This is a genomic window from Flectobacillus sp., assembly GCF_049240685.1.
Taxonomy (GTDB): Bacteria; Bacteroidota; Bacteroidia; order Cytophagales; family Spirosomataceae; genus Flectobacillus.
This window is the reverse complement of sequence record NZ_JBMLSD010000176.1, coordinates 1-24,343: the sequence shown is the minus strand read 5'-3', so window position 1 is coordinate 24,343 and position 24,343 is coordinate 1. Positions and strand designations below refer to the sequence as shown.

The following is a 24,343-nucleotide window of genomic DNA, read 5'->3' as shown; positions in this document are numbered from 1 at the left end:
ACGAAATTAACAATAAACTAGCATGAAAACTCCCAATGGTCATTTGACTTATTGTAGCAATATCCATACAGGTGAAGATTGGCAACATCATTTTTCAGTACTTCAAAATAGTATTCCAGTAATCAAACAACAAGTGAGTCCCAACCAGCCGATGGGAATTGGCTTGCGTTTGGCCAATCAGGCGAGTATTGATTTAAGTCAAAAAGATCATCTTGAAACTTTCAAAAATTGGCTATCTGAGCAAAATTGTTATGTATTTACGATGAATGGATTTCCTTATGGAGATTTTCATGAGGCTGTAGTAAAAGACCAAGTTCATGCACCCGATTGGACTACCAGCAATCGTCGTGATTATACCATCCGAATGTTTGAAATATTGGCAGACATTTTACCAACCGATATGCAAGAAGGTGGTATTTCGACCTCGCCTCTCTCCTATCGTTATTGGTGGAAAACGCCTCAAAAACTAGCTGAAGCTATTGCTATTTCGACGACACATATTTTACAAGTAGTTGAAAAACTGGCTGAAATTCAGCAAACGACGGGCAAAATATTACACTTGGATATAGAACCAGAACCAGATGGTATCTTAGAAAATTCGGCTGAGTTCATCGACTGGTATCAACATATATTACTGCCAACAGCCAAAGAACATTTTAAAGATAAGAACCTGACAGACAAACAAATAGAAGACCTTATTCATACGCATGTCCAACTATGCTATGATATTTGCCATTTTGCAGTAAGCTACGAAAAGCCTGAAGCGGCTTTGGCAAAACTAGCGGAATTAGGGATTAAAATTGGCAAGTTTCAGGTTAGTTCAGCGATTCGAGTTGTATTTGATGAGCAAAAAGTGGAAAAACTCGCAGCTTTGGCACAATACAACGAACCTACCTATTTGCACCAAGTTGTTGCTTTAAAGGAAGATGGAAGTTTTGAAAAGTTCACTGACCTTGGCGATGCCTTAACCGCTGCTCAAACAGTGTCGTATCAAGAATGGCGAGTACATTTCCACGTCCCTTTGTTTATCGAACATTACGGACTTTTGTCATCAACCAGAAACGATATTGTTGAAACATTGGCTTTGCATAAACAAAAGCCTGCCACCAATCATCTCGAAATCGAAACATATACATGGGGCGTTTTGCCCGCAGAAGTGCAGGCGCCATTAAATGACTCTATTGTTCGAGAAATCGCCTGGGTAAAAACCTTGGTTTAGCCCTAAATTCATTGCTCCCAATTTTTTAGAAATATGAAAAAAACTGTTGTTATTGATATAGTTGGGCTTAGCACCAGCGTAATTGGTGAACATACACCATTTTTGAAAAAGTATTTTGAAGATCATCATTTTACCCATATCAAACCTGTACTTCCTGCGGTAACTACCACAGCACAAAGTACTTATGTAACAGGCAAATTCCCTACAGAACATGGAATCGTAGGTAATGGTTGGTATGATCGTACTGAATCTGAGGTAAAGTTTTGGAAACAGTCTAATAAGTTGGTACAGTCGGAAAAAATCTGGGACGCTGCCAAAAAATTAGACCCCAACTTTACTTGCTCAAAGATGTTTTGGTGGTATAATATGTATTCAACTGCCGATTATTCAGTAACACCAAGACCTCAATATCATGCTGATGGTGTAAAAGCACCCGACTGTTATTCGCATCCTTCAAGTTTGAGAGATGAGCTACAAGCTGAACTTGGAACATTTCCACTTTTCAACTTTTGGGGTCCCAATGCCAACCTTAAATCTTCGAAATGGATAGCCGATGCTTCTGTTTGGGTAGACAAAAAACATGACCCTACGTTGACCTTAATCTACCTCCCACATTTGGATTATTGTTTACAAAAATATGGGGTTGATTTCACGAAAATTCATAAAGAATTGGATGAAGTAGATAAGTTGGTGGAAGATTTAGTGACGCATTATCGCCAAAAAGATTGTAATATCATTTTACTTTCTGAATATGGTATCAATACGGTCAACAATCCAATCCATATCAATCGTATTTTAAGAGAAAATAACTTAATCAATGTACGTGTAGAAAAAGGGTTAGAACTATTGGATGCGGGCGCTTCAAAAGCTTTTGCCACCGCCGATCACCAAATAGCACACGTGTATGTCAACGACAAAACACAGCTTGAAAAGGTAAGAACAATCTTAAATAATATTGCTGGTGTAGCCTTAGTTTTAGACGAAAATACCAAAAAAGATTACCACCTTGACCATGAGCGTTCAGGCGATTTTGTCTTAATGGCCGACGCAGATAGCTGGTTTACCTATTACTATTGGTTCGACGATGCCGTTGCACCTGACTATGCCCGTTTGGTAGATATTCATCGCAAACCGGGCTATGACCCAGTTGAGATGTTTATGAATCCCAAAAATCCTTTGATTAAGTTACGAGCTGCTTATAAACTTGCGCGTAAATTACTTGGATTCAGATACTTGATGGATGTTATTCCATTAGATGCCACACTGGTAAAAGGCTCGCATGGTGGTATCAATATTGGTAAAGAATATTATCCAATCCTTGTAACAGACAAAGCAATCGACAAAAAGGAAATCGATGCTACTGAAGTTTATCAAGTCATTTGGGAACATTTGGTAAACTAATAAAATCTTACTGAGCGATTGAAAAACAATACAATCGCTCAGTAAAATCATTTAAAACTACTGATTTGTCACCTCAATAAACTCTACATTTACACCAGTGTAGTACAAAGTTGTAGTAGCTTCAAAGCCCGAGTCGGTACCAATCATCAACCATAATTGTCCTTGAGCGTCGGTTTTACCTGTAAATGTTCCCGAACGTTTAACCAAGGTATATTGATTTTTGTCGGTTCCATTCGCTACATTTCCCATTACTTTCATGTCTTTGCCGTCCGCAGCTTGTGAAATTTTTCCTACATTTTTGATTCTGTAATAGCCGTTATCAACCTCTTTTTTCGGTTCGATACCACTGAATCCAGCTCCAAAATACACACTTTCGCCTGGCGAACCACCGACTCCCATCATACCATTGGGTACATTACTTGCAAATTCTACTTCAAATTTGGCATTGTAAGTTTGGTTAGGTTTCAGGCCTGTTACTTTCTTTTTCAAGAACATAAATAAATCATCGCTGTGATTATTACCTGAAATTCTTAGCGCTTTTTTAGCTGTGTCCAAAGGTGCAGGAAGTTTGGCATGGTTGTAACTTAGCTCATAAAATACAGAATCTGATTTGGGATAATCCGCAAAATCACCTATCCAACCTTGGGTACTCGTAGTAAATTTATCGGATAAAATAAACTGTTTGGGGAAGTTATCCTGATCCGAACAAGACATTAATGTAGCAGCAATTGACAAACTTAAAAGGTATTTTTTCATAATGTTGTGTTGATTTGTTTTGCTTTAATGAGTCTTTAAAAACACAACTTGGTTGGAAAAAATAATTCGGAAGATGCAAAAAACTTTTTAAAAATCTGACTATCAACTATATAAAATGACAAATTTTATATAAAAAAAAGGCTTTAGAGAAAAAATATTAAATTCCTTTAAAAAACTGAGTGAAGCGTTTTTTTTTATTTTTTATTTTTCTAATTTTATAGAATATTGTCTTATATAAATAGCTACAACACATCAAAACACCATTCTCCTCCCTGAAAACTGCGAATATTTTGAACTTTTTATTTTAAAATCATGAACGCTAGTCATTCTATCATTTGGCCAGAATGCTGACAGATGAGTTAATGGCGAAATTTGAAAAATTTACCCAAGTAAAGCCTAAAAAAGCCAGAAGTATCCAAAACCCATTAAATCAATTAATTTCATATTGCTTTTTTTTAAAAAAAGTTTCTCTCTAATTAAAATTCACTAACCATTATGACACCTAAGTTTGACAATTTGCATCGCTTCGAGCATTTGAGTCCTGCTCTCAAAGCATCTTTGGAACAAAGAGCAATAGCACAGATGAAAAAGTATCAAGTGTTATTTAAAACCATGAAAGTAACTGACCGTGAAATGATTATCCAAACGAGTCAACTTCAAAAAGATGAAGATGAAACGAACGCAAAGGAATATCTATTAAAAATCACGGAAGAAGTATTCACCCCATTTTTGTATGGTCGGAAATTACGAGTTGGCATAAAACTGTTTATTCCCACCACAACTGATGTCGTAGATGCCCAGTGGATATTAGACAAAATGGCGCAGCAAAAACTCAAATTTGAAGATTTGGAACGTATACTTGGGATTGAAAAGTATACACTGTCGGTCTATACCTCAGGAAAGTACAAATTGAATCGTGCAGAGAAAGGTATGTTTTTCTATTTTTTCACTTATCGTAATCTTGTTTCTCAAATTCGAACAAGTATCAAAAAACGTGAAAAAGCAGCAGTAACAGATAATGTGGCTCCGGCGGGAATCGAACCCGCATCTAACGTTTAGGAAACGCCTATTCTATCCATTGAACTACAGTGCCAAGTGAACCATCGGGTGGTTCACAGAATACAAAATTACTTAAAAATTTAGGTAATAAAAATAGCAATTATTTTACCTAAAATACAATTTCTACGACCAGCTTTCACTACTTTCTGAGTAGGTATTGTCAGGTGTGAGCCAGTTAGGGAAAATCTGAAAATGTTTATTTTTGACCAAATTAAGTACAATTTCTCGCAATTCATCCAGATTTTCCTTCTGCTCCGCCGAAATAAATACAGCCATGGGCTGTGGTGTATGTAGGTATGATTTCTTCAAAAACTCTGTTACTTTCTGAATTCTTGAAGCTTGGTCTTTGGGTTCCTCTTCCCAAACATTTTCCCCGTGGACTACTTCCCAATCTTCTTGGTCTTTTTCAATAGTCATAGGATTGACCTCAAATTTATCAATTTTATTAAAAACCAAAATAGTAGGTTTATCTGCTGCTCCAATTTCAGTGAGCGTATCGTTGACAATCCCTATCTGCTCTTCATAATTTGGATGTGAAATATCCACTACATGTAATAAGATATCAGCTTCTCGAACCTCGTCTAGGGTTGATTTAAAGGATTCGATGAGCATGGTAGGCAATTTACGAATAAATCCTACGGTATCAGAAAGCAAAAAGGGGATAGAATCAATAGTAACTTTTCGAACGGTCGAGTCAACAGTCGCAAACAATTTGTTTTCTGCAAAAACATCGGCTTTTGCCAAACGTCGCATCAAAGTAGATTTTCCTACGTTGGTATAACCCACTAGCGAAACACGCACCATCCTATCACGATTTTTGCGTTGAGTAAGCGCTTGTTTATCAATTTGGCGTAATTTTTCTTTCAAAAATGCAATACGGTCATTCGCAATACGTCGGTCGGTTTCAAGCTCCTTTTCCCCCGGACCACGCATACCTACCCCACCACGCTGCTTTGATAAGTGAGTCCACATGCGCGTCAATCGAGGAAGAATATACTGCTGTTGCGCTAACTCTACTTGTGTACGAGCCTGTACAGTTTGGGCACGCATCGCAAAAATATTTAGGATTAACAAACTACGGTCCAACACTTTTACTTGCTTTTGAAACTGAGCAAACTCGGCCTCAATATTACGAATTTGTATAGGCGAAAGTTCATCGTCGAAGATAATCATATCTACGTCGTTGTCAATCACATACATGAGTATATCTTGCATACGCCCCTTCCCTACATAGGTACGATTATCAGGGCGTTCGAGTTTTTGAGTAAAAGTGTAAAGGGTTTCAATACCCGAGGTATCTGCCAAAAATGCTAATTCATCCAAATATTCTTTGGTTTGAATGGCATTTTGTTTTTGTGTTTGAACGGCAACCAAAACCGCCGTTTCTTTTTCTTTATAAGTACTATGCATAAAGCTTATTAATCAAATTTAATTTTCAAGAGAATATGAGCCCTATCATAAAATCATTGATTTTTAAGGCTAAATCTTCTCAGAACGTGTGAAAAACGGCATAAGGTTTGCAAAAACCCAAAGGCCTAAAAAATTATTTTACATTTACTGGATTTTTATATCATGTTAATTTCTGTATTTTATGATATAAAATCGAACCACAAAGATACTGCTTTATCGTTAGAATTGTCATGTAAAAATAAAAGGTATTACTGCCCTTTTCTATTCTGATTGCTGCTCCAAGGTATGTTGATAAGGCGCAATAATTAAGTGATTTTCTTTGCAAATAGTTAAGGTATGACCAAATTTTTGGGCAATTTCAACTATTTCTTGAGGCTTCAAACTACCTTTTTGAAATAAAACCTTCGACAGCGCCACTAAATAGTCCTTGTTTTGAACTAAAAGCTCATAAGTTTGTTGCTCCAAACTTTTCATCATTTTCTCAATCGACCAATCGGTTACAGTCATATCCATACTGTATTCTGCGGAGCTCATATAATAAGAGGAGAAATTACGATCAAAACCAAATTTTCGAATATATTCCATCACTAACCCTGCCGCATCTTCTCGGTCGAAGCTTTGCGCGATTGTAACGTTTTCTTCTCCAAAAATTATCGACTCGGCCAAACCTCCTGCTAAATAAATTTTGATTTTTTTCAACACATTTTGCTCTGACATGTGTATCTGATGAGGAAATGAAAATCCCCCTGCATACGACGACGCTACCCTCGACTTTAACTGTAATGGTGCTACCCCCAATAACAAAGAATATGCCACAGCATGACCAGATTCGTGCACAGAGATATTGGCAATCATGTCTGGCAAATTGTTTTGACGAATCAAATCTACTTTTCCTATGTAGGGAATACGCTTCTCGGAGCTCTCGCCCCAAGTAGCAATTAGCTCCTTTTCAACAAAATTATAATCCAAAGTAATTTCTTCGGCACTTTCAACTAATGCTTCAAAAATAACACTGGATAAGTTAGACTCGACCACATCTACCATACTCGAAAATACAGGACGAACTCCTTGAACAGGGAATACCCCATTTTGATAAACTAGTTGTTTAACAGCATCAGTTACGGTTGTTCTCAAACCAAAATGCTCAATGTTTCTTTCTTGAATTTTACGAACTTCTAAATCAATAAGGGCATTAAAATCCTGCTTTTTGAGTGAACGATAAATCAAGTGAATATTACCAAAACGAGCCACCTGTTCTGGTTTGAACTTTCTCGACAACGCCTTTTTGATATCTATAATGGTAATTTTTTCGGTAAAAGCCCTAAAAATATCTGCATCTACATCCGTTTCGCCTGCTTCGTCGGCCATGGTATAAGCTTCGTCGAGATTACCACTAATGATGATTAAGGTCTTGGCATGATTAATAGGTTCAAAAACAATCTTTTTATCTCGTTTTTGCTGCATAATTTTCAACATGTCCTCTTCCTTCATTTCTGCAATTTCATGTACAGACTCGTTGAGTACAAAGGTTTTTTTCAAATTATACGCTTCCCACAATCCAACCAAATCATCGTCTTCGTCGGAGGTGTCATCATCTACAGGTTTATTCTTACGTTTTTGACGCTGCGCCGACGAGTGCATATAGCGCTGCATATATTCATCAATAGACTCTTTGTTATCTTTTTTAGAAAGACGTCCATCCGACAAGAGCTCCCAAAAATCCTGAGAACGAGTATTGGTAACTACTTTTCCTTCAGGATCAATCGTGTAAAAACGTTGAATTTCATCAAATAACACAATGGCGGGATTTCCGTCATTGATACAATTACTCTCAAAAATAGAGGCTACTGAGGTGTACCAATAGTTTTCGCCATGTGATAACTCAACCTCTACAAATCTATCTTGATATTCAAGTTTTGAAACTAAACGGCGAATCAAATCGGTTTTTCCGACGCCCGTCATTCCCCAAAGATTTACCACAATAGGTCGAACCAATACGTCTGGCATCAAATACCAGATTTGGATATAGTTGATTAATTCGTCGATGATGTAGTCAATACCGATAAATTCGGCTTTCAGCTCTTCTTTGATAGCCTCTAGGCGACGCTTTTTGATATTTATTTCCTCTAGGTTTATTTCAACCTTCTGTTCTGTGCTCATAAATTTTATGGTTATTTATGTGGAGGGAAAACTAAGTCTTTGGGCATCGTATTCATTTCATGCTAAAGAATGAACGAATTGGGCAATGAAACTCAGAACAGGTTCTGAATATAGAACAATTGCTAAAACAAAAAGATTGAAATTTTACAATGACTAAGTTCCCTAAAATAATATGTATTGAATCAAAAACCAATGGATGCTGTCATAAATACGTCTATCCAGTTGACAGATTCTAAAATGAGGTAAAGGTTCAAAATACCTTTACTAAGAGAAGAAATTAGGAGAAAAATACAGGAACTTCATGACTTTACCCAATGGGTGTTTTTATTTTTTTGCAAAGGTACTGCTTTTTTATTTATACTAAAATAGTTAAGTAGATTTTATTAGGAGGAAATAGTATTGAGTGAATTGAGATTGAGTGATTTAGTGATTAAATCTACCTACCACCAGTAGAGATGCAATGCTTTGCGTCTTAGGTTGAGTAAAATCTAGCATAGTAGCATCAAAAAGGCGGTCGAAAATTATTTTTCGACCGCCTTTTATTATAAAATGTTTTAATACCTAGACATTAGGTCAAAAAGTATGTATCATTTCATTTGAAATATTCTTTAACTTTCCGCTTATGGCATATTGCTTAAAATTATTTCAAGGTAGCAATCAATTTCTCGTTCAATGCTACATAATCATCATTTTTAGCTTCTTTGGCCAATGCAATAGACTGGTTTGCAGCTGTCACAGCAGCAGCTTTGTCACCCATTTTAGCTAAGATTTTTGCTTTTAAATGTACCATCCAAAATGCTTTTGGACTGTTTTCGATAGCCTTGTTTGTCCAAGCTAATGCTTGCTTCAAATCTTTTCCAGCTTCAAAATAATAGCTAGCCGCTTGGAAATATGGACGATTATCCACGTTCATTGCAGTCTCAATTGACTTAGAAATTTTAGCATCGATATCTGCCACTACAGGAATATTGATTTGAGTTTTTTCCCAAGAAACCTGAATATCGGCCGTCGAAGCAGTTACATTACCCAATTGAATCGTGAAAGTCTCAACTGATGAAGGCAATGCTACTGGTTTTACTTTGAAACGAGCAACATCTTCTTCTTTTTTGTAACCATCGATACCCCAGTTATTCAAACCCTTGTTAAAAATCACTTCCCATTCGTCTTTGTTTGGAACAGTGTAAAGCACATAAGTACCCGCTTTTACCGCTACGCCGCCTACCGTTACGTCTTCGCCGAAAGTCACTTTAGTGGCTGCATTAGCGCCTGTTCTCCATAATTTACCATAAGGAGCCAAATCACCAAATACAGTTCTACCCTTCATATTTGGTCGCGAATAGTTTACTTCAATAGAAGATAAAGCAAAATCTTGTTTGATGGTTTGGGTTGGGCTTGGCGCTGGAGTTTTGATACCTTGTGCTTGAGCAGTCATAATAGCTGCAACTGCCACAAATGTTAATAAAATCTTTTTCATGTTATTGTTTAAATTGGAGAATTGTTTGAAGACTATTCAATCATTTTGAACAGGCAAAAGTACAATATAGTTTCACCCGATGGCATAATATGCCGACAAGAAGATACAAAAATTCGACCAATGGCCTTAATTATAGCCCTATCAGCAATTACAATTGTACAGGTAAGTGCTTGATAACAGAGCCCACCATCCAATGTACACTAACGTCGTAAGCTGTCATCAAATTAATAACCTTTTTATCTTTAAGCTCCATTTTTTGAATAATTTCAGCGGTTTTATATCCCTGATTATACCAATAGCACACTTGCTCTGTAAACGACTCAAAGTAACTGAGTTTACGTTCTAAGGCTTTGCGGCCAAACTGTATTTGGGGATTATGTGCACAAAAAACTTTCTCAAAATCTTCTTGTAAAACTCTTTTGAGCGATTCTATCTGTTGCCAAATATTTTCGCCTTTCCGAAATACCTTAATCCGCTGACTCACAAACAGGTCTCCTGAAAAAAGCCATCCTTCGTTTTTCTCTAAAAAGACATGATGGTCTTCGGTATGCCCAGGCGTAAAAATTGGCGTAAGCGAAAATTGATTCGTGTGTATACAATCGGGAAAATTTTCAATCGGAATATTTTGTGGACGAATTTTTCCAAAAAAATACTTTTCATAAAGCATAATATCAAAGCCTTGACTAACCTTTTGGGCTGTTAGCGGGTCGGCATAAATCACAGGACTAAATTGATTATAGAGTGTAGCGACGTTGCCTATGTGATCTTCGTGCCAATGCGTAAGTACGATTTTTTGTAAAGGAAGTTGTTTAAATAAAGATACAATTGTTTGACGGCAATTGTGTTGCCCTGTATCAATCAAAAGCTCATCTAGGTAGTAAACATAGACCGTAAAAGTAGGCAAGCCAGGCCAGTGATACCCAAGCTCAAAAGCTTTGACAGGGCCAAATTGTTTAATTTTGAGGTGTTGCATAATCGTTCAGAATCCTATTTGCTTCGTTGGTCGAAAAGTTTGGATGAAAACTTAAATATAGTATTTTACGACGATAAAATTCTATTAAATTTTGACTTGTCTTTCCTTTAAAGTTCATCTATGAATAAAGGTTTGACTAGCAGTACCTAAGATTAAAACAGCTGAATAGCAATTAGTTATTTAGTATTAGTTGCGTACCAAGGATTCTAAAAATGTCTATTTTGGCTATTGGAAGTATAAGCTTCTGGATTTTGTAAAAAAGATATTTTAATGTATTTCCGAAATCAAAAATCTCAAATCTACAATTGTTGGAAACCCTCGGTACAGTTCTAATGTAGTATAAAGAAGCGTTTTTACTTTTATGCAGTTTCGAATTATGTTAACAATTGTACATTCATATCATTTTTTGTATCAGGTAAAGATTAGCATCTTCCTAAATAGCATATTTTCTTGACGTCAAAACTAAACTTAAATATTTCAACTCTCTATGCAAAGAAGACTTTTTCTCCAACATTCAGCCTTTTTGCTGACAAGCCTTGGTCTTAGTTCGTACAAATCGCCATTCGACACACCATATAAAATCAAAGAACTTCGCAACGGTGTCGGTGTATTTACCGAACGTGGAGGTACGATTGCGTTTGCTTCTACCAACAAAGGTATCGCCATAGTGGACTCACAGTTTCCTGAGCAGTCCAATCACTTGATAGAAGCCCTCAAAGGGATGTCAGAAAATCCCATAAAATTACTTTTCAATACCCATCACCATGGCGATCATTCAAGTGGTAATATAGCTTATAAAGGAATTGTAGAACATGTAATTGCCCATGAAAACTCTTTAAAAAATCAAAAAGCTGTTGCTGAAAAGCAAAACACAGTAGAAAAACAGCTTTTCCCAGATATAACTTACCAAGATACCCACTTAGAGAAATTAGGAAAAGAGCGTATCAAACTACATTATTTCGGTGCGGGTCATACCAATGGAGACTCTATCATTCATTTTGAACGTGCCAATGTCGCACACTGCGGTGATTTGGTATTCAACCGCCGCTTTCCGGTAGTAGACCGCAATGCGGGTGCCAATATGAATTCTTGGATTAATGTTTTGGACAAAATCAATGCTACTTTTGATAAGGATACCATTTTTGTCTTTGGACATGCGTTTGATCCTGAGAAAATTACGGGTGCTCATGAAGATATAAAGGCATTCAAAAATTATTTGGAACAGCTATTGGGTTATGTGTCGCAAGAAATAAAAGCGGGAAAAAGCAAGGAAGAAATTCTCAAAACTACGGCTATCCCTAATGCCCCAGAATGGAAAGGCGATGGAATCCAAAGAAGTTTGACGGCTGCCTACGATGAATTGACCAGTAAATAGACTATTTTGAAAAGTTAAACAAACAAAATAGCTATTTTCTTGTTAAAAAAATAACTGCCACTTAGCTTTGGGTCAGACTAATAATCAACGAATTTTCATGAAAAACATAGCCTATATTCTTCTTGTCATTATCATACTAGCCACTGTAGCCTTAATTACATGGGGCGCTATAGCACTACTTGATTCGACCAATGGATTCAATGAAAAAACCTTTTTCATTCTTCTTATTGGAGGAATTATCTCTGTTGGTTTGATTGGACGAGTGGTAATTGTCTTTAAAGATTCCAGAAAATGATGATTTCAAATTTTTAGAGGTAAGAACTGAACATAAAAAAAGACCTATCTTTCGAAAGGTCTTTTTTTGTGTTCTTTTTTTAACAAGATTAAGCTGAAGCTAATGCTTCGGCACCACCAACGATTTCGAGGATTTCCTTCGTAATCGCAGCTTGACGAGAACGGTTGTAAACGAGTTTCAACTCTTTCAACAACTCGCCTGCGTTTTCGGTAGCCTTATCCATTGCAGTCATACGAGCACCGTGTTCAGAAGCATTTGATTCTAAAACAGCCTTATACACTTGCAATTTCAACGCTTTAGGAATCAATTCGCTGATAATTTCCTCTTCTGATGGTTCGAAGATATAATCAACTGTTGAAGCTTTAACGTTACTATCTTGTTTATCAACTAATGGCAACATTTGTTCTGTTCTCAAGATTTGAGTTGCCACGTTTTTGAATTCATTGAAAATAACTTCTACCACATCGTATTTTTCGGCAACGAATCCATCCATAGCAAATTCTGCTGCTTGGCGAACTGAAGCGAAAGACAATTTAGAGAAGATATGAACAAATTTTTCGTTTACTTTAAAACCACGACGAGTCAAGTATTCAGCACCCTTTTTACCCAAAGCCAAAATCTCAACATTGCCTGCGGCATTTTGACTAGCGTATTTTTCAGAGATAAGGTTTACAGCAGCCTTACCAATGTTGGCGTTGAATGCTCCACAAAGACCACGGTCAGAAGTAACAACAATCACTAGCACTTTTTGAATATCGCGAGTGATTGTGTAAGGGTTCGATTGAGCACCTTCTGCATTAGCCGAAACAGTTGCAATCATTTCGGTTAACTTCTGCGAATAAGGGCGCATTTGAACAATAGCATCAGTTGCACGGCGAAGTTTAGCCGCCGAAACCATTTTCATGGCTTTAGTAATCTGCTGAGTAGAGTTTACTGACACTATTCGGTTACGGACTTCTTTTAATGAAGGCATCTTTTGCTAATGTTTGAAACAGTGAATGATAGAAATGAAATATTTGATGTATTCAAAATCGTTATTTATTACTAATGTATCTGTTATTTGTAAGGACTCAGAAAGTTTACATTAAAGAATATCAAGTCAAATAATGATTTCGTGCTAGGTAATCAGTCTCAATTTTGCGAAGCTTTTGTGATGATTTCTCATTCACAATTCACAATTTGCTAATTGATTAATTACTGTAAAAGAGAGAGTAGCGTACTACCCTCTCCTACATTCAAATATTATCCTTGGTATTTAACTGCCACTTCTTTCGCCACTTTCTTCAATACATCAGTCAAAGAATCGTCGAATTTACCTGCTTTCAAAGCATCCATAGTAGATTTTTGAGTAGCATGCATAACTGTAACGAAATCCTTCTCGAACTCACGTACTTTAGATACCGCAACTGTGTCGATTAAACCGTTTGTAGAAACATAAATCATAGCGATTTGGTCTTCTACACGTTGAGGGCTACCGTTAGGTTGCTTCAACATTTCGAGGTTACGACGACCACGTTCGATAGTCAATTTAGTAGCAGCATCCAAGTCAGAACCAAATTTAGCGAAAGCTTCCAATTCACGGAATTGCGCTTGGTCCAATTTTAAGGTACCAGCTACTTTCTTCATTGATTTGATTTGGGCGTTACCACCTACACGAGATACAGAGATACCTACGTTGATAGCTGGACGGATACCTGCGTTAAACAAGTTAGTTTCCAAGAAGATCTGACCGTCGGTAATAGAGATTACGTTAGTCGGGATATAAGCAGAAACGTCACCCGCTTGAGTTTCGATAATTGGAAGAGCCGTTAATGAACCACCACCTTTTACGATTCCTTTGATAGACTCAGGAAGGTCGTTCATATTTTTTGCGATTTCGTCAGATGCGTTGATTTTGGCAGCGCGCTCCAACAAACGGCTATGTAAATAGAATACGTCACCAGGGTAAGCTTCACGACCTGGAGGACGACGAAGAAGCAATGAAACTTCACGGTAAGCAACCGCTTGCTTAGACAAATCGTCATACACTACTAATGCTGGACGACCTGTATCGCGGAAGAATTCACCAATAGCAGCACCTGTAAATGGAGCAAAGAACTGCATTGGAGCTGGGTCGGCAGAACCAGCCGCTACGATTACTGTGTAATCCATAGCACCTGCTTTGCGAAGAGCTTGCTCAACTTGTTTGATAGTTGAAGCTTTCTGACCACAAGCTACATAGATACAGAACACTGGTTGACCTGCATCGTAGAATTCTTTTTGGTTGATAATTGTGTCAATACAAACAGTTGTTTTACCTGTCTGACGGTCACCAATAACTAACTCACGTTGACCACGACCTACTGGAATCATCGCATCGATTGCTTTGATACCTGATTGAAGAGGTTCTGTTACTGGTTGACGATAAATTACCCCTGGAGCTTTACGCTCAAGTGGCATATCGTATAATTGTCCTGCGATTGGACCGTTGCCGTCAATTGGCTCGCCAAGTGTGTTCACGACACGACCTAAGATACCGTCACCTACTTTGATAGAGGCGATTTCGTCTGTACGTTTTACGGTGTCACCTTCTTTGATTTCAGATGATTCACCCAATAATACCGCACCTACGTTGTCTTCTTCGAGGTTAAGGGCTAGGGCTTTCAAGCCGTTTTCAAATACGAGCAACTCACCCGCTTGTACTTTCGATAGTCCATAAATACGAGCTACACCATCACCGATTTGTAGCACGGTACCTACTTCTTGGAGTTCAGCCTCTGACTTAGATCCTGAAAGTTGTTCTCTCAAGATGGCTGACACTTCATCTGGTCTGACTGATGCCATTTCTTTATAGTTGGATTTGTGATTTTGGAATTCGATTTGAGAGGTTATTCGTTGGATGCAAGTCCTTTACAAGATAAGGAAAGAGATTTTTTTCGCTTTACTTGGAAGGTGTGCATTACATCTTAAACTTACTAACTCTTTTCGGGTGCAAAATTAGGGAAGAAATTTCACAATTCCACGACAATCTAATTTTTTTCGTGCTAAACGTTATACTTTTTTGAGAGTGGCATTTTTGTCCAAGTATCTAATTTCGCTTCAAAACCTATCCCTTACAACGCTTTTTTTGACGTTAATCTTAATTTATTCTCATTTTCAGAGAAGATTTTCTGAAATATTGTCTAATCCTTGTAGCATCTTCGTGTATTACCCTAAAATGGATAAAACAAAGATTTTTGCACTAAAGCATCTATCAACACAATATTATTCCATGACAAACGAAGTTTTACCAAATATTTAACTAAATACATTTAGCAAATTTTCGCTAATTCCAAGTCAAATTTATTCTTGGGATTGTACTAATTACTTGATTGAATTGGGGTTAACTTATCACCCAATATATTTTAAATCAAAACTCCATTTTCATCTTTCAAGATACATAAGCAAGAATACTACTGTAAATACCCTAATTAATTTCATTTTGTGAGCTAAAGGTAGGTTACACAATGAATATTCGCATCTTTGTTTTGAATTTTTCTAAACTCTTAAAGCGCTGGTTTATAGACATAACATCATGGATAAATCTACATCAAACATTTTATGTATCATCGCAATTATTAGCCTTTACTCTTGTAACCAAAAACAAAAAGCAGTATCCCAAAAAGAAAATAGCTTTTACTTGATTAAGCAAGAACTTGGCAAATCTGATACTCTCTGGCTAAATCATATTCCTGATGTTTCAGAAAAAATGATTTTAGTAGATTCTTTTGCCTATCCTATCCACCAACAAACTATTCAAATTTTAAAGTTTACCAATCCTGATGCAAGGACAGACGGCCAAGTAGAGGCTTACTATGAAAAATCTTTAGGAATTTTTTTGGTGAGAAGTAAAAATTGGCATTTAAAATATCAATTGAAGTCTACGGATGATTCGGTTGAGGCTTGCATTGATAAAATTCAGCATTTGGATTTCGTCAAATAGTCTACAGATATTCATCTCAAATTTTAATGGGCTTCGGATTTAAACTATCTATTCTGTTATTAACTAGTGTAATTTTAATGATTAAAAGGTTATCAATGAGAAAATACGTCGGGAAAAATCATTTGAAATACATCAATTCAATTTAACATGAACCTCTCACACATTTCAAATAAAATTTACCCTCTTCCTGAAGCTTCTATGCAAAAGCTGGAAGGGCATATTTCTGAGCTTAGTTTCCCGAAAGGTCATATTCTACTGCGAGCCAATAAAGTGGAAAATAGTATTTATTTTATCAAAAAAGGAATTGCAAGACTCTATACTCAAACGCCTGACAATGAGATTACTTTTCTGTTTTGTAAAGAAGGAGACACTTTGGTATCTTTAAAAAGCTATGTCACTGGACAAAAAGGTTACGAAGATGTAGAGCTATTAGAAGATTGTGAACTGTATCAATTAAAAACAGAGGTGTTGGAAGACCTTTATCAGAGTGATATACATATCGCTAATTGGGGACGCAAATTGGCTGAACTGGAACTCATCAAAACAGAAGAAAGATTTATTGCGAGACAATTCAAAACCGCCAGCGAACGCTATCAAGAACTTCTAGAATTACATCCTGACCTAATTCAGCGAGTGCAATTAGGACATATTGCTTCGTACCTTGGCATAAGCCAAGTGAGTTTGAGTAGAATTAGAGCTGATATTCGATAAGTAGTATTTTTTAACATTTGTAAAATTATTTTCCTTTTCCGATGCAGAACTTTGCTTGTGAATTTTAACACAAGAAATATGAATTGGATATGGTTAATCATTGCAGGGCTATTTGAGGTAGCCTTTGCTTTTTGTTTGGGCAAAGTAAAAGAAAGTACTGGGAACGAGGTATATCTTTGGTATGCAGGATTTGGTATAGCGCTTTTTATCAGCATGGGGCTTTTGATGAAAGCTATTGAATCGCTACCTATTGCTACGGCTTATGCTGTTTGGACAGGCATTGGTGCTGTTGGAACAGTCCTTTTGGGAATCCTTGTTTTTAAAGAACCAGCTACTTTTTGGCGCTTATTTTTTATCAGTACTTTAATTGGCTCTATTATTGGATTGAAAATGGTGTCGCATTAATATCGAATATCTAAAAAGCATTTATGACAGAAAGACCTCATATTTTGGTTGTTTGTGCTCGAAATAAAAAGCGAAGCAGAACGACAGAATTTATTTTTAAAAATGACAAGCCCACTTACTCACCAATCTTTTACATCAGCTCCGTAGGAGCGACAGTTTGGTAGTAATGGACTTTTTACTGAACCAATAAAGGAGCGCCGTAGGCGCGAAAGACTTCAAAATAGTTTGTTTTCTTTCGCACCTACGGCGCTCTTTTAAAATTTTCCTAAGGAATTATGCTACCAAACTTTCGCTCCTACGGAGCTTTTACAAAAATAATAAAATAGCTTCAGCTTATTAAATCTTATTTTGCATGACTTATTTCCTTTTGGGAATTTTATTTATAGAGCTTAGGCTAGAAATTCCCTTGTGTCAAACAGTAGATTTTTGTTGAAAAACAGTAAATTTAAACTGCTAATAAACTTGTCAGTTAACCTTTCACTTTACTCATGAATACAAATACTAGAGTTTTCAAAATGTCTTTTGCGAGTGTATATCCTCACTATGTACAGAAAGTTGAGAAAAAAGGACGGACTGTAGACGAATTACATGAAGTGATTTGTTGGTTAACTGGCTATGATGTTGCCGATATTCTACAAATTATTGAGAAAAAAACTGACTTTGAAACCTTTTTTGCAGAAGCTCCTCAGATAAATCCAAATGCTCATAAAATTACTGGGATTATTTGTGGCTACCGAATAGAAGATATTGAAGATAAATTGATGCAACAAATCCGATATTTAGATAAATTAGTGGATGAACTAGCGAAGGGTAAAAAAATGGATAAGATTTTGAGAACTTAGATGACGTTTCAATCTCATGAAATCACCTTCATCAATTTAGTATTCAGAGATATACCCAAGACACCTTTTATCCAAAAACCAATTCTAGATGACACGTGAACAAGTTTTAAATGGCCTTCAAGCAGAAAAGGAGTCTTTTCTAGCACAAGAATGTGCAACGGTACTCCAACAATATCCTGAGAGTATTCTAAAGGAAATAGTTCAAACGAGGGAGTATCTAACAGGATTATACACCACAAAGCTACGAATCAATAAAAGTTTGAAGAGATCTTTTTTTGAAAACGAAGAAATAAGCTCTTGGGAAGAGGCGATAAAAAAACTCTCCAGCTCCTCAGCCAAGGAGGTGTGTTTAAATACTTTTAGTACAGAGGAAAAAGCCTACATGATGTTTTGGGATACAGCTACCAGAAAACTGATTTCTATTTTCTACCTATATCCTGAAAACGCTCAAGATTTATAACAACCTTTTCTGTGCAAGACTTTAACCTTATTATTCAGGATAACTTCGGACAACTTTCTGAGACTGAGTTGGAACTTCTTCGCTCCTATTTTAAAGAAGAAAAACTTCCTAGAAATGCTTATTTTACCCAATCAGATAAAGTTTGTGATAAGCTCAGTCTCATAAAAAGAGGGATTTTAAGAGTGTATGCTGTTGTAGACGGGAAAGAAATTACTCAATGGATTTCGACCGAAAATTATCTTATCACCGAAATAGCAGGTTTTTTCTTTAACCAGCCCAATCGCTGGTCAATTCAAGCATTTACAGATGTTGAATTATTGACCCTTTCAAAAAATAATTATCTCAAGCTCTGTCAGGAGTTTCCCAAGTGGCTCGATATTGAAAAAAGATTTATCGTCAAATGTTTTGCGATGATTGAAAATCGCGTGTTTTCGCACCTATCAATGACCGCCGAAGAGCGTTATGATGCGTATTTTGAACAAAATAAAGAACTTTTCAATCAAGTACCTCTGCAATACATAGCCTCGGTATTGGGTATGAGCGCCGAAACCTTTAGTCGAATCAGAAAACGTAAATCCGAAAGTTCTTGATTTTTGTCAAGAGTGAATACTTTTTAATGCTCGAATTTTGTGTCATCACAAAAACAAAAACGAACATGACAAAAGAAATGAATTCCCTCCTCAAATTAGAAGAACTTGCTCAGCTACTTCTTTCTATCGTATTATTTCAGCAATTAGAGTATGCTTGGTGGATATATCCTGCTTGTATTCTGCTGCCAGATATTTCGATGTTAGGCTATCTATTTAATACCAAAGTTGGGGCTTGGGGATATAACCTATTTCATCACAAATTATTGGCTATCGCTATACTTGCGCTTGGTTATTTTTTAAATCAGGACATAATCACCTTGATTGGCATTATTTTGTTTGGTCATTCGGCTATGGACAGAGCTTTGGGCTACGGACTTAAATATACTGACAGTTTTCAGCATACGCATTTGGGATGGGTGGGAAAGAAGTAATAGTCTTACCAAATCAAAAAGGATAGAATCCTAAGAAAAAAGGGGGTGCTGGATAGGAATCCAGCACTAGCGATGAGTTTTTTCTAAAAACATCTACATTTGTATAGCCTCATTTCAAATACTACCATACTACTATTTTATTATGCGAAAAAGAAAAGTACGCCGTAAAACCCATTTATGCCCAAACTGTGAAACTGTCCTAGAACGCAATGAAAATTATTGCCACGTTTGTGGACAAGAAAATCACAATTTGAATGCGCCCATGAAAGACCTCATCATGGAGTTTATTGGTGGTATTACTTTTTTTGAAACCAAGTTTATCGAAACGGTAAAAATTATATTCACACATCCGGGTAAACTGACTTTAGCATTTAACTCAGGGAAAAGAGTTAAATATATGCACCCTGTAAGAATGTATTTTGGGGTGAGTGCCATCTTTTTTTTCATCATGAGTTCAGACCTACTGAAAAAAGATAGCAATACTCAGTTACAGAGCAAAAACACCATTGATTCGCTGAGAAAAGCCGAAAATAGAGACTATAATAGCGGTAGAAACTTTGCTAGACAATTAAAAAAAGACCTTTCGCAAAACCTCGAATCAGAACTAGATACTGTCTCAAAAAGTAATCTGGATGAATTCAGAAAAGGCATGAAAGATGCTCAAAAAGAGTATAATGCCAGAAAAGATAGCTCCAAATTTTATTTAGGTCTTTTCAAAAAACTCATTATTCCAAAAGACTCCATCACTTACTATTTTCAATTAAATGACGAGGCTTTAGATTCCGTATTGACGGCTAAGGGAATATCTACATTCTTCCCTGTCAGGAAAACTATCAAAAATAGTATTGTGAAGGAATACCATCGCTATCTTGAAGAAAAGTATGGAGTAAAATCAGAAATAAATGGCAGAACGATGTTGTTCAACAATTATTTGCCGACAATCATGTTTATTCTATTACCGTTTGCAGCCTATATCTTATGGTTTTTCGAAAAACGTACCAAGTGGCGGTATTACTTTCAACACCTTGTGTTTACCTTATATACCCACTCCGCTATTTTTGTCTTTTGGGCAATATGTGAATTTCTGATTGATTTATACAAATACTTTTTCAATCAAGATTATTATGATTATTCAGGATACATTGTATTATTTGTAGTAATTCTGAGTCTAGTGTATTTCATGATTTCTATCAAAAACGTATATCAGCAAAGTTGGGTAAAAACGCTCATAAAGTTCATACTACTGACTATGTCTTACTCATTTTTATTCATTTTAATTATCCTCATTGGAATCTTCTCTGGGCTAGTAACGACTTAAAATGCTGGTCAAACTTGTCCATTAAAGTTAGGTTTCCAATAGATAACTTCAATAAAAGATAGAATCCTATGAAAAAAGGAGTGCTGGATAGGAATCCAGCACTCCTTTTTTCATTGTAAAGGTTTTACTTGGATATTTTCAAAATAACATTCTGCTACTTGCTTGATTTAAACTTGCTCATGGGTTAAATTTGATATTAGTGAAAATACCTCAAAATATTGTTTTCCACTCATTCACCCAAACTAAAACCATGAAAAAACTACTGTATGTATGCCTTTGCCTTTGGGTAGGTATTCCGTGTGCGCTGGCTCAACAAGAAATTACCCAAGAATTACAACAAAAATATACCCAATACGCTGCCTTGTCAGATAAAATTTGGCAATGGGCCGAACCGGGATATTTAGAAGACAAAACCTCCAACGCCCTAATAGAAGAATTGCAAGCGGCTGGCTTTCAGGTACAAAAAGGGGTTGGAGCAATGCAAACAGCCTTTGTGGCTACCTATGGCTCTGGCTCTCCAGTGATTGGTATTTTGGCAGAAATGGATGCCTTGCCCGGTTTATCGCAAGAAGCAGTGCCTTTCAGAAAAGCTAAATTTGTGAATGCCTATGGCCATGCTTGCGGGCACAACTTGTTTGGTGTGGGCTCGGTTGCAGCCGCTATTGCTACCAAAAATTGGATGGCGAAAGCCCATATCAAAGGAACCATTCGCCTGATTGGCACACCAGCTGAAGAAGGTGCTGGCGGTGGCAAAACCTATTTGGTAAAAGAGGGTGTTTTCAAAGATATTGATGCGGTGTTGCATTGGCACCCTGGCGATAACAACAACGCTAGTCCGAACTCGTCTCTGGCGTATAGAGTAGCCAATTTTAGCTTTTCGGGCTTGGCAGCTCACGCTTCGGCTAGTCCCGAAAAAGGTCGCTCGGCTTTAGATGCCGTTGAAGCCATGAACTATATGGTAAACTTGATGCGAGAACATATTTCTCCCGAAACACGTATTCATTATGTGATTAAAAACGGCGGACTAACCTCCAACATCGTACCTGATTATGCGATGGTCGAATACACGATTCGTAATCCTACGGCACAGGGTTTAGAAGAAATTTGGCAACGCCTCCTCAAAACCGCTGAAGCAGCAGCTCATGGCACAGAAACGAAGATGAGCTACGAAATTTTGGCAGGATTATACAATTTACTACCCAATGATATTTTGGCAAAAGAAATGCAAAAAAGCCTTGAAAAAGTTGGGGGCGTGCCTTACACACCCGAAGAAATCGCTTTTGCCGAAAAAATTCGCCAGACGGTAAATGCCCAAACACTTGCCCCAATCAGCTCTGCCCAAACGGTGCGTCCTTATACCACTGGCTTGGCGTTTCCTGCTTCTACAGATGTGGGCGACGTGAGTTGGGTTACGCCTACGGCTGGGCTTTCTACAGCTACATGGGTGCCAGGCGTACCTGCCCATAGTTGGCAAGCGGTTGCCTGCAATGGTATGAGTATTGGGCATAAAGGCATGATGAACGCCGCCCAAACGATTGCCCTTACGGCTCAAAACTTGTTTAAATCACCCAATTTAATTGAACAAGCCAAAGAGGAATTATATCAAAGAAGAGGAACAAAAACATTTGAATATAAATCCTTGGCAGGCGATAGAAAGCCTCCATTAGATTATCGAAAATGATAAAACTTTGCAGGAAACTATAGCCTATTATGAGGGATAGAATCCTCAGAAAAAAGGAGTGCTGGATAGGAATCCAGCACTAGCGAGGCAAATGAGGGTTTCCCATGAAGTTAACTTGTTTGTAATGTTAACCCACAAAAAAGAGGTTGGCAGATTATACCAACCTCTAGTACTGTTGAAGTATTGATTTTCGCTCGCAACGAAAAAATAGTTACTCCTTATCTTAACGATGTCCTCCTTAGGCTTATATTTCTTCTCTTTAATCAAAAATTGATTAAAGTCTGTTGATTCCTCCTGCGCTTACGCCACAACCAATACTGGTGGTATTACTTGTGGCATTGTTGTTATTGGTGTTGCTTTCTCCCCCACCCGATACTTGTGCGGTGATGGTAAAAGCACCTAGACTCGTTGGTGTTACCGTTAATGGAAAATTGATACTTCCACTTGCTGGCACATTCGGTGCGGGATTGGTGCAGGTGACTGTTGTTGTACCAGAGGATGTGCCTGCAACCGCACAAGTCCAGCCGTTACCTCCTCCACTATTGAATGTCAAACCTGCGGGCAAACTAAAACTTTCTGCCACAATTCCTGAACTAGCACCTGAGCCTACATTCATGACACTAACAGTATAATTGTAAGCTGTATTGGGAGCACCAGAAGATGGTACAGTCAATGACGTCATTAAGTCGGGGATGGGAGCTGTTAGACATGCGGCTGGTCCGCCATAATTATCTTTGTAGGCGTCGGCTAAACCTCCACTAATACCTATAATATAGACCGAACAGTCAGTATTTAGCAAGGCTGTTCCCGAACGGCTTGGTAAATCTATGCCATTTTGATACAAGCGGATACTTCCTAAACAATTTTGTAGTCTAAAACGAAACAAAGGAATTTCCACATCTTTTGTGATCGGATTGATAAATCGAGCTGTCCCTCTCATTTCAATAAAAGCATACTCTGTATTAGCATCGTAGGTAGATCGCTGAATAGTCCACAAATATGAACCAAGATTGTCTGAAGGCACTAAATCTTCAATACTTCCTAGCAAGTTAAACACCGTTGAGCCCGTATAAGAAACTGGAGCAAATGTTCCTATGGGAGCTACTATCGTAAATTGAATAGTGGAAATAATATTTTCTCGAACGCCAGCACTCAGCGTGGTATCCGACTTCATGGTTCCATAGTAGTAGCCATCTGGGCGCAACTCTATTTTGAAACTAATATGAGGATTCACTAATTTTTGAGCAAAAGTAGTTTTGCAGCTTGCTAAAAGTCCTATAAGAAGGAGTGAAAAATGTAGAAACGCTTTCATGAGCTTTTATATTAATTTGATGTTTACTGAACTACACAAAATAGGCAACCAAACACAAAAAGGTTGTTGGGTATCAACTCTTTGGGAAAAGTAGCTAATACCCTAACCAATTTTTTTATTTAGCGATTTTATAAATATTAATGCAAAATCAAATTGCATTAATACTGCTTTAGGCTATAAGCCGTAGGCATTAGGCAAAAAAGCTTTCATTACTTCATGAGAAATACTATTTAACTTTTAGCCTACTGCATAAAGAGCTTTAGGCAATAAGCCGTAGGCATTAGGCAAAAAGCTTTCATTACTTCATGAGAAATACTATTTAACTTTTAGCCTACTGCATAAAGAGCTTTAGGCAATAAGCCGTAGGCATTAGGCAAAAAGCTTTCATTACTTCATGAGAAATACTATTTAACTTTTAGCCTACTGCATAAAGAGCCTTTGGCTATAAGCCGTAAGCATTAGGCAAAAAAGCTTTCATTACTTCATGAGAAATACTATTTAACTTTTAGC

General features: G+C 37.1%; 21 protein-coding genes and 1 tRNA gene. 13 read left to right on the top strand and 9 right to left on the bottom strand.

Annotation, left to right across the window (positions count from 1 at the left end; all coding sequences use genetic code 11):
• The first annotated feature begins 22 nt into the window (after positions 1-22).
• Together eboE and ACOVQ4_RS08145 are read left to right on the top strand one after the other, a co-directional pair.
• Complete coding sequence (gene eboE, locus ACOVQ4_RS08150) at positions 23-1,219, top strand: metabolite traffic protein EboE (protein WP_421820157.1); 1,197 nt, start codon at positions 23-25, stop codon at positions 1,217-1,219.
• A gap of 33 nt (positions 1,220-1,252) precedes the next feature.
• On the top strand, positions 1,253-2,620 hold the full coding sequence (locus tag ACOVQ4_RS08145) for an alkaline phosphatase family protein (protein WP_421820156.1): 1,368 nt from the start codon (positions 1,253-1,255) through the stop codon (positions 2,618-2,620).
• Between the two features lie 57 nt (positions 2,621-2,677).
• Here the strand turns inward: ACOVQ4_RS08145 and ACOVQ4_RS08140 are convergent, their stop codons facing one another.
• The 6 genes from ACOVQ4_RS08140 to ACOVQ4_RS08115 form a co-directional block, all read right to left on the bottom strand.
• A complete protein-coding gene (locus tag ACOVQ4_RS08140) occupies positions 2,678-3,376 on the bottom strand; it encodes a hypothetical protein (protein ID WP_421820155.1) in 699 nt (232 codons plus the stop codon).
• A gap of 1,021 nt (positions 3,377-4,397) precedes the next feature.
• Positions 4,398-4,469, bottom strand: a tRNA-Arg gene (locus tag ACOVQ4_RS08135).
• Positions 4,470-4,558: 89 nt separating this feature from the next.
• Positions 4,559-5,845 (bottom strand): GTPase HflX, encoded by a 1,287-nt coding sequence (gene hflX, locus ACOVQ4_RS08130; RefSeq protein WP_421820154.1) that lies wholly within the window; start codon positions 5,843-5,845, stop codon positions 4,559-4,561.
• A 261-nt stretch (positions 5,846-6,106) separates the two neighbouring features.
• Positions 6,107-8,005, bottom strand: a complete 1,899-nt coding sequence (locus ACOVQ4_RS08125; RefSeq protein ID WP_421820153.1) for a hypothetical protein — start codon at positions 8,003-8,005, stop codon at positions 6,107-6,109.
• A 640-nt stretch (positions 8,006-8,645) separates the two neighbouring features.
• Positions 8,646-9,479, bottom strand: coding sequence for a DUF2911 domain-containing protein (locus ACOVQ4_RS08120; RefSeq protein WP_421820152.1), 834 nt, complete (start codon positions 9,477-9,479; stop codon positions 8,646-8,648).
• Positions 9,480-9,627: 148 nt separating this feature from the next.
• Entirely contained in the window at positions 9,628-10,452 is an 825-nt protein-coding gene (locus tag ACOVQ4_RS08115) for an MBL fold metallo-hydrolase (RefSeq protein ID WP_421820151.1), read from the bottom strand.
• 487 nt (positions 10,453-10,939) lie between these two features.
• Between ACOVQ4_RS08115 and ACOVQ4_RS08110 the strand changes: the two genes are divergently transcribed.
• A complete protein-coding gene (locus tag ACOVQ4_RS08110; RefSeq protein ID WP_421820150.1) occupies positions 10,940-11,827 on the top strand; it encodes an MBL fold metallo-hydrolase in 888 nt (295 codons plus the stop codon).
• A gap of 97 nt (positions 11,828-11,924) precedes the next feature.
• Positions 11,925-12,122, top strand: a complete 198-nt coding sequence (locus ACOVQ4_RS08105; RefSeq protein ID WP_421820149.1) for a hypothetical protein — start codon at positions 11,925-11,927, stop codon at positions 12,120-12,122.
• 88 nt (positions 12,123-12,210) lie between these two features.
• On the opposite strand, the gene atpG is transcribed toward ACOVQ4_RS08105, so the two are convergent.
• Positions 12,211-13,095 (bottom strand): ATP synthase F1 subunit gamma, encoded by an 885-nt coding sequence (atpG, locus tag ACOVQ4_RS08100; RefSeq protein ID WP_421820148.1) that lies wholly within the window; start codon positions 13,093-13,095, stop codon positions 12,211-12,213.
• A 269-nt stretch (positions 13,096-13,364) separates the two neighbouring features.
• On the bottom strand, positions 13,365-14,945 hold the full coding sequence (gene atpA / locus ACOVQ4_RS08095) for a F0F1 ATP synthase subunit alpha (protein WP_421820147.1): 1,581 nt from the start codon (positions 14,943-14,945) through the stop codon (positions 13,365-13,367).
• Positions 14,946-15,675: 730 nt separating this feature from the next.
• On the opposite strand from atpA, the gene ACOVQ4_RS08090 reads away from it, so the two are divergent.
• The 9 genes from ACOVQ4_RS08090 (at position 15,676) to ACOVQ4_RS08050 (ending at position 22,521) form a co-directional block, all read left to right on the top strand.
• Positions 15,676-16,083 (top strand): hypothetical protein, encoded by a 408-nt coding sequence (locus ACOVQ4_RS08090; protein WP_421820146.1) that lies wholly within the window; start codon positions 15,676-15,678, stop codon positions 16,081-16,083.
• A 147-nt stretch (positions 16,084-16,230) separates the two neighbouring features.
• The gene (locus ACOVQ4_RS08085) at positions 16,231-16,794 is read left to right on the top strand and encodes a Crp/Fnr family transcriptional regulator (RefSeq protein WP_421820145.1); all 564 of its coding nucleotides are present in this window, start codon (positions 16,231-16,233) and stop codon (positions 16,792-16,794) included.
• Between the two features lie 78 nt (positions 16,795-16,872).
• Entirely contained in the window at positions 16,873-17,199 is a 327-nt protein-coding gene (locus tag ACOVQ4_RS08080) for a DMT family transporter (RefSeq protein ID WP_095162341.1), read from the top strand.
• Positions 17,200-17,687: 488 nt separating this feature from the next.
• On the top strand, positions 17,688-18,041 hold the full coding sequence (locus ACOVQ4_RS08075) for a DUF2200 domain-containing protein (RefSeq protein ID WP_421820144.1): 354 nt from the start codon (positions 17,688-17,690) through the stop codon (positions 18,039-18,041).
• Between the two features lie 88 nt (positions 18,042-18,129).
• Positions 18,130-18,501 (top strand): hypothetical protein, encoded by a 372-nt coding sequence (locus ACOVQ4_RS08070; RefSeq protein ID WP_421820143.1) that lies wholly within the window; start codon positions 18,130-18,132, stop codon positions 18,499-18,501.
• Between the two features lie 11 nt (positions 18,502-18,512).
• A complete protein-coding gene (locus ACOVQ4_RS08065) occupies positions 18,513-19,091 on the top strand; it encodes a Crp/Fnr family transcriptional regulator (protein ID WP_421820142.1) in 579 nt (192 codons plus the stop codon).
• A gap of 65 nt (positions 19,092-19,156) precedes the next feature.
• Positions 19,157-19,522, top strand: coding sequence for a DUF4260 domain-containing protein (locus ACOVQ4_RS08060; protein WP_421820141.1), 366 nt, complete (start codon positions 19,157-19,159; stop codon positions 19,520-19,522).
• 142 nt (positions 19,523-19,664) lie between these two features.
• Complete coding sequence (locus ACOVQ4_RS08055) at positions 19,665-20,840, top strand: DUF3667 domain-containing protein (protein ID WP_421820140.1); 1,176 nt, start codon at positions 19,665-19,667, stop codon at positions 20,838-20,840.
• A gap of 250 nt (positions 20,841-21,090) precedes the next feature.
• On the top strand, positions 21,091-22,521 hold the full coding sequence (locus ACOVQ4_RS08050; RefSeq protein ID WP_421820139.1) for an amidohydrolase: 1,431 nt from the start codon (positions 21,091-21,093) through the stop codon (positions 22,519-22,521).
• Between the two features lie 274 nt (positions 22,522-22,795).
• On the opposite strand, the gene ACOVQ4_RS08045 is transcribed toward ACOVQ4_RS08050, so the two are convergent.
• Entirely contained in the window at positions 22,796-23,833 is a 1,038-nt protein-coding gene (locus tag ACOVQ4_RS08045) for a hypothetical protein (RefSeq protein WP_421820138.1), read from the bottom strand.
• Between the last annotated feature and the right edge of the window lie 510 nt (positions 23,834-24,343).

What these genes read in the sequence shown, in the direction of transcription:
- ACOVQ4_RS08045 (WP_421820138.1), bottom strand. Translation starts at nt 23,833, where the DNA reads ATGAAAGCGTTTCTACATTTTTCACTCCTTCTTATAGGACTTTTAGCA.
- ACOVQ4_RS08140 (WP_421820155.1), bottom strand. Translation starts at nt 3,376, where the DNA reads ATGAAAAAATACCTTTTAAGTTTGTCAATTGCTGCTACATTAATGTCT.
- ACOVQ4_RS08070 (WP_421820143.1), top strand. Translation starts at nt 18,130, where the DNA reads ATGACACGTGAACAAGTTTTAAATGGCCTTCAAGCAGAAAAGGAGTCT.
- ACOVQ4_RS08085 (WP_421820145.1), top strand. Translation starts at nt 16,231, where the DNA reads ATGAACCTCTCACACATTTCAAATAAAATTTACCCTCTTCCTGAAGCT.
- ACOVQ4_RS08080 (WP_095162341.1), top strand. Translation starts at nt 16,873, where the DNA reads ATGAATTGGATATGGTTAATCATTGCAGGGCTATTTGAGGTAGCCTTT.
- ACOVQ4_RS08090 (WP_421820146.1), top strand. Translation starts at nt 15,676, where the DNA reads ATGGATAAATCTACATCAAACATTTTATGTATCATCGCAATTATTAGC.
- ACOVQ4_RS08055 (WP_421820140.1), top strand. Translation starts at nt 19,665, where the DNA reads ATGCGAAAAAGAAAAGTACGCCGTAAAACCCATTTATGCCCAAACTGT.
- ACOVQ4_RS08115 (WP_421820151.1), bottom strand. Translation starts at nt 10,452, where the DNA reads ATGCAACACCTCAAAATTAAACAATTTGGCCCTGTCAAAGCTTTTGAG.
- atpG (WP_421820148.1), bottom strand. Translation starts at nt 13,095, where the DNA reads ATGCCTTCATTAAAAGAAGTCCGTAACCGAATAGTGTCAGTAAACTCT.
- ACOVQ4_RS08120 (WP_421820152.1), bottom strand. Translation starts at nt 9,479, where the DNA reads ATGAAAAAGATTTTATTAACATTTGTGGCAGTTGCAGCTATTATGACT.
- hflX (WP_421820154.1), bottom strand. Translation starts at nt 5,845, where the DNA reads ATGCATAGTACTTATAAAGAAAAAGAAACGGCGGTTTTGGTTGCCGTT.
- eboE (WP_421820157.1), top strand. Translation starts at nt 23, where the DNA reads ATGAAAACTCCCAATGGTCATTTGACTTATTGTAGCAATATCCATACA.
- ACOVQ4_RS08075 (WP_421820144.1), top strand. Translation starts at nt 17,688, where the DNA reads ATGAATACAAATACTAGAGTTTTCAAAATGTCTTTTGCGAGTGTATAT.
- ACOVQ4_RS08125 (WP_421820153.1), bottom strand. Translation starts at nt 8,005, where the DNA reads ATGAGCACAGAACAGAAGGTTGAAATAAACCTAGAGGAAATAAATATC.
- ACOVQ4_RS08110 (WP_421820150.1), top strand. Translation starts at nt 10,940, where the DNA reads ATGCAAAGAAGACTTTTTCTCCAACATTCAGCCTTTTTGCTGACAAGC.
- ACOVQ4_RS08105 (WP_421820149.1), top strand. Translation starts at nt 11,925, where the DNA reads ATGAAAAACATAGCCTATATTCTTCTTGTCATTATCATACTAGCCACT.
- ACOVQ4_RS08145 (WP_421820156.1), top strand. Translation starts at nt 1,253, where the DNA reads ATGAAAAAAACTGTTGTTATTGATATAGTTGGGCTTAGCACCAGCGTA.
- atpA (WP_421820147.1), bottom strand. Translation starts at nt 14,945, where the DNA reads ATGGCATCAGTCAGACCAGATGAAGTGTCAGCCATCTTGAGAGAACAA.
- ACOVQ4_RS08050 (WP_421820139.1), top strand. Translation starts at nt 21,091, where the DNA reads ATGAAAAAACTACTGTATGTATGCCTTTGCCTTTGGGTAGGTATTCCG.
- ACOVQ4_RS08060 (WP_421820141.1), top strand. Translation starts at nt 19,157, where the DNA reads ATGACAAAAGAAATGAATTCCCTCCTCAAATTAGAAGAACTTGCTCAG.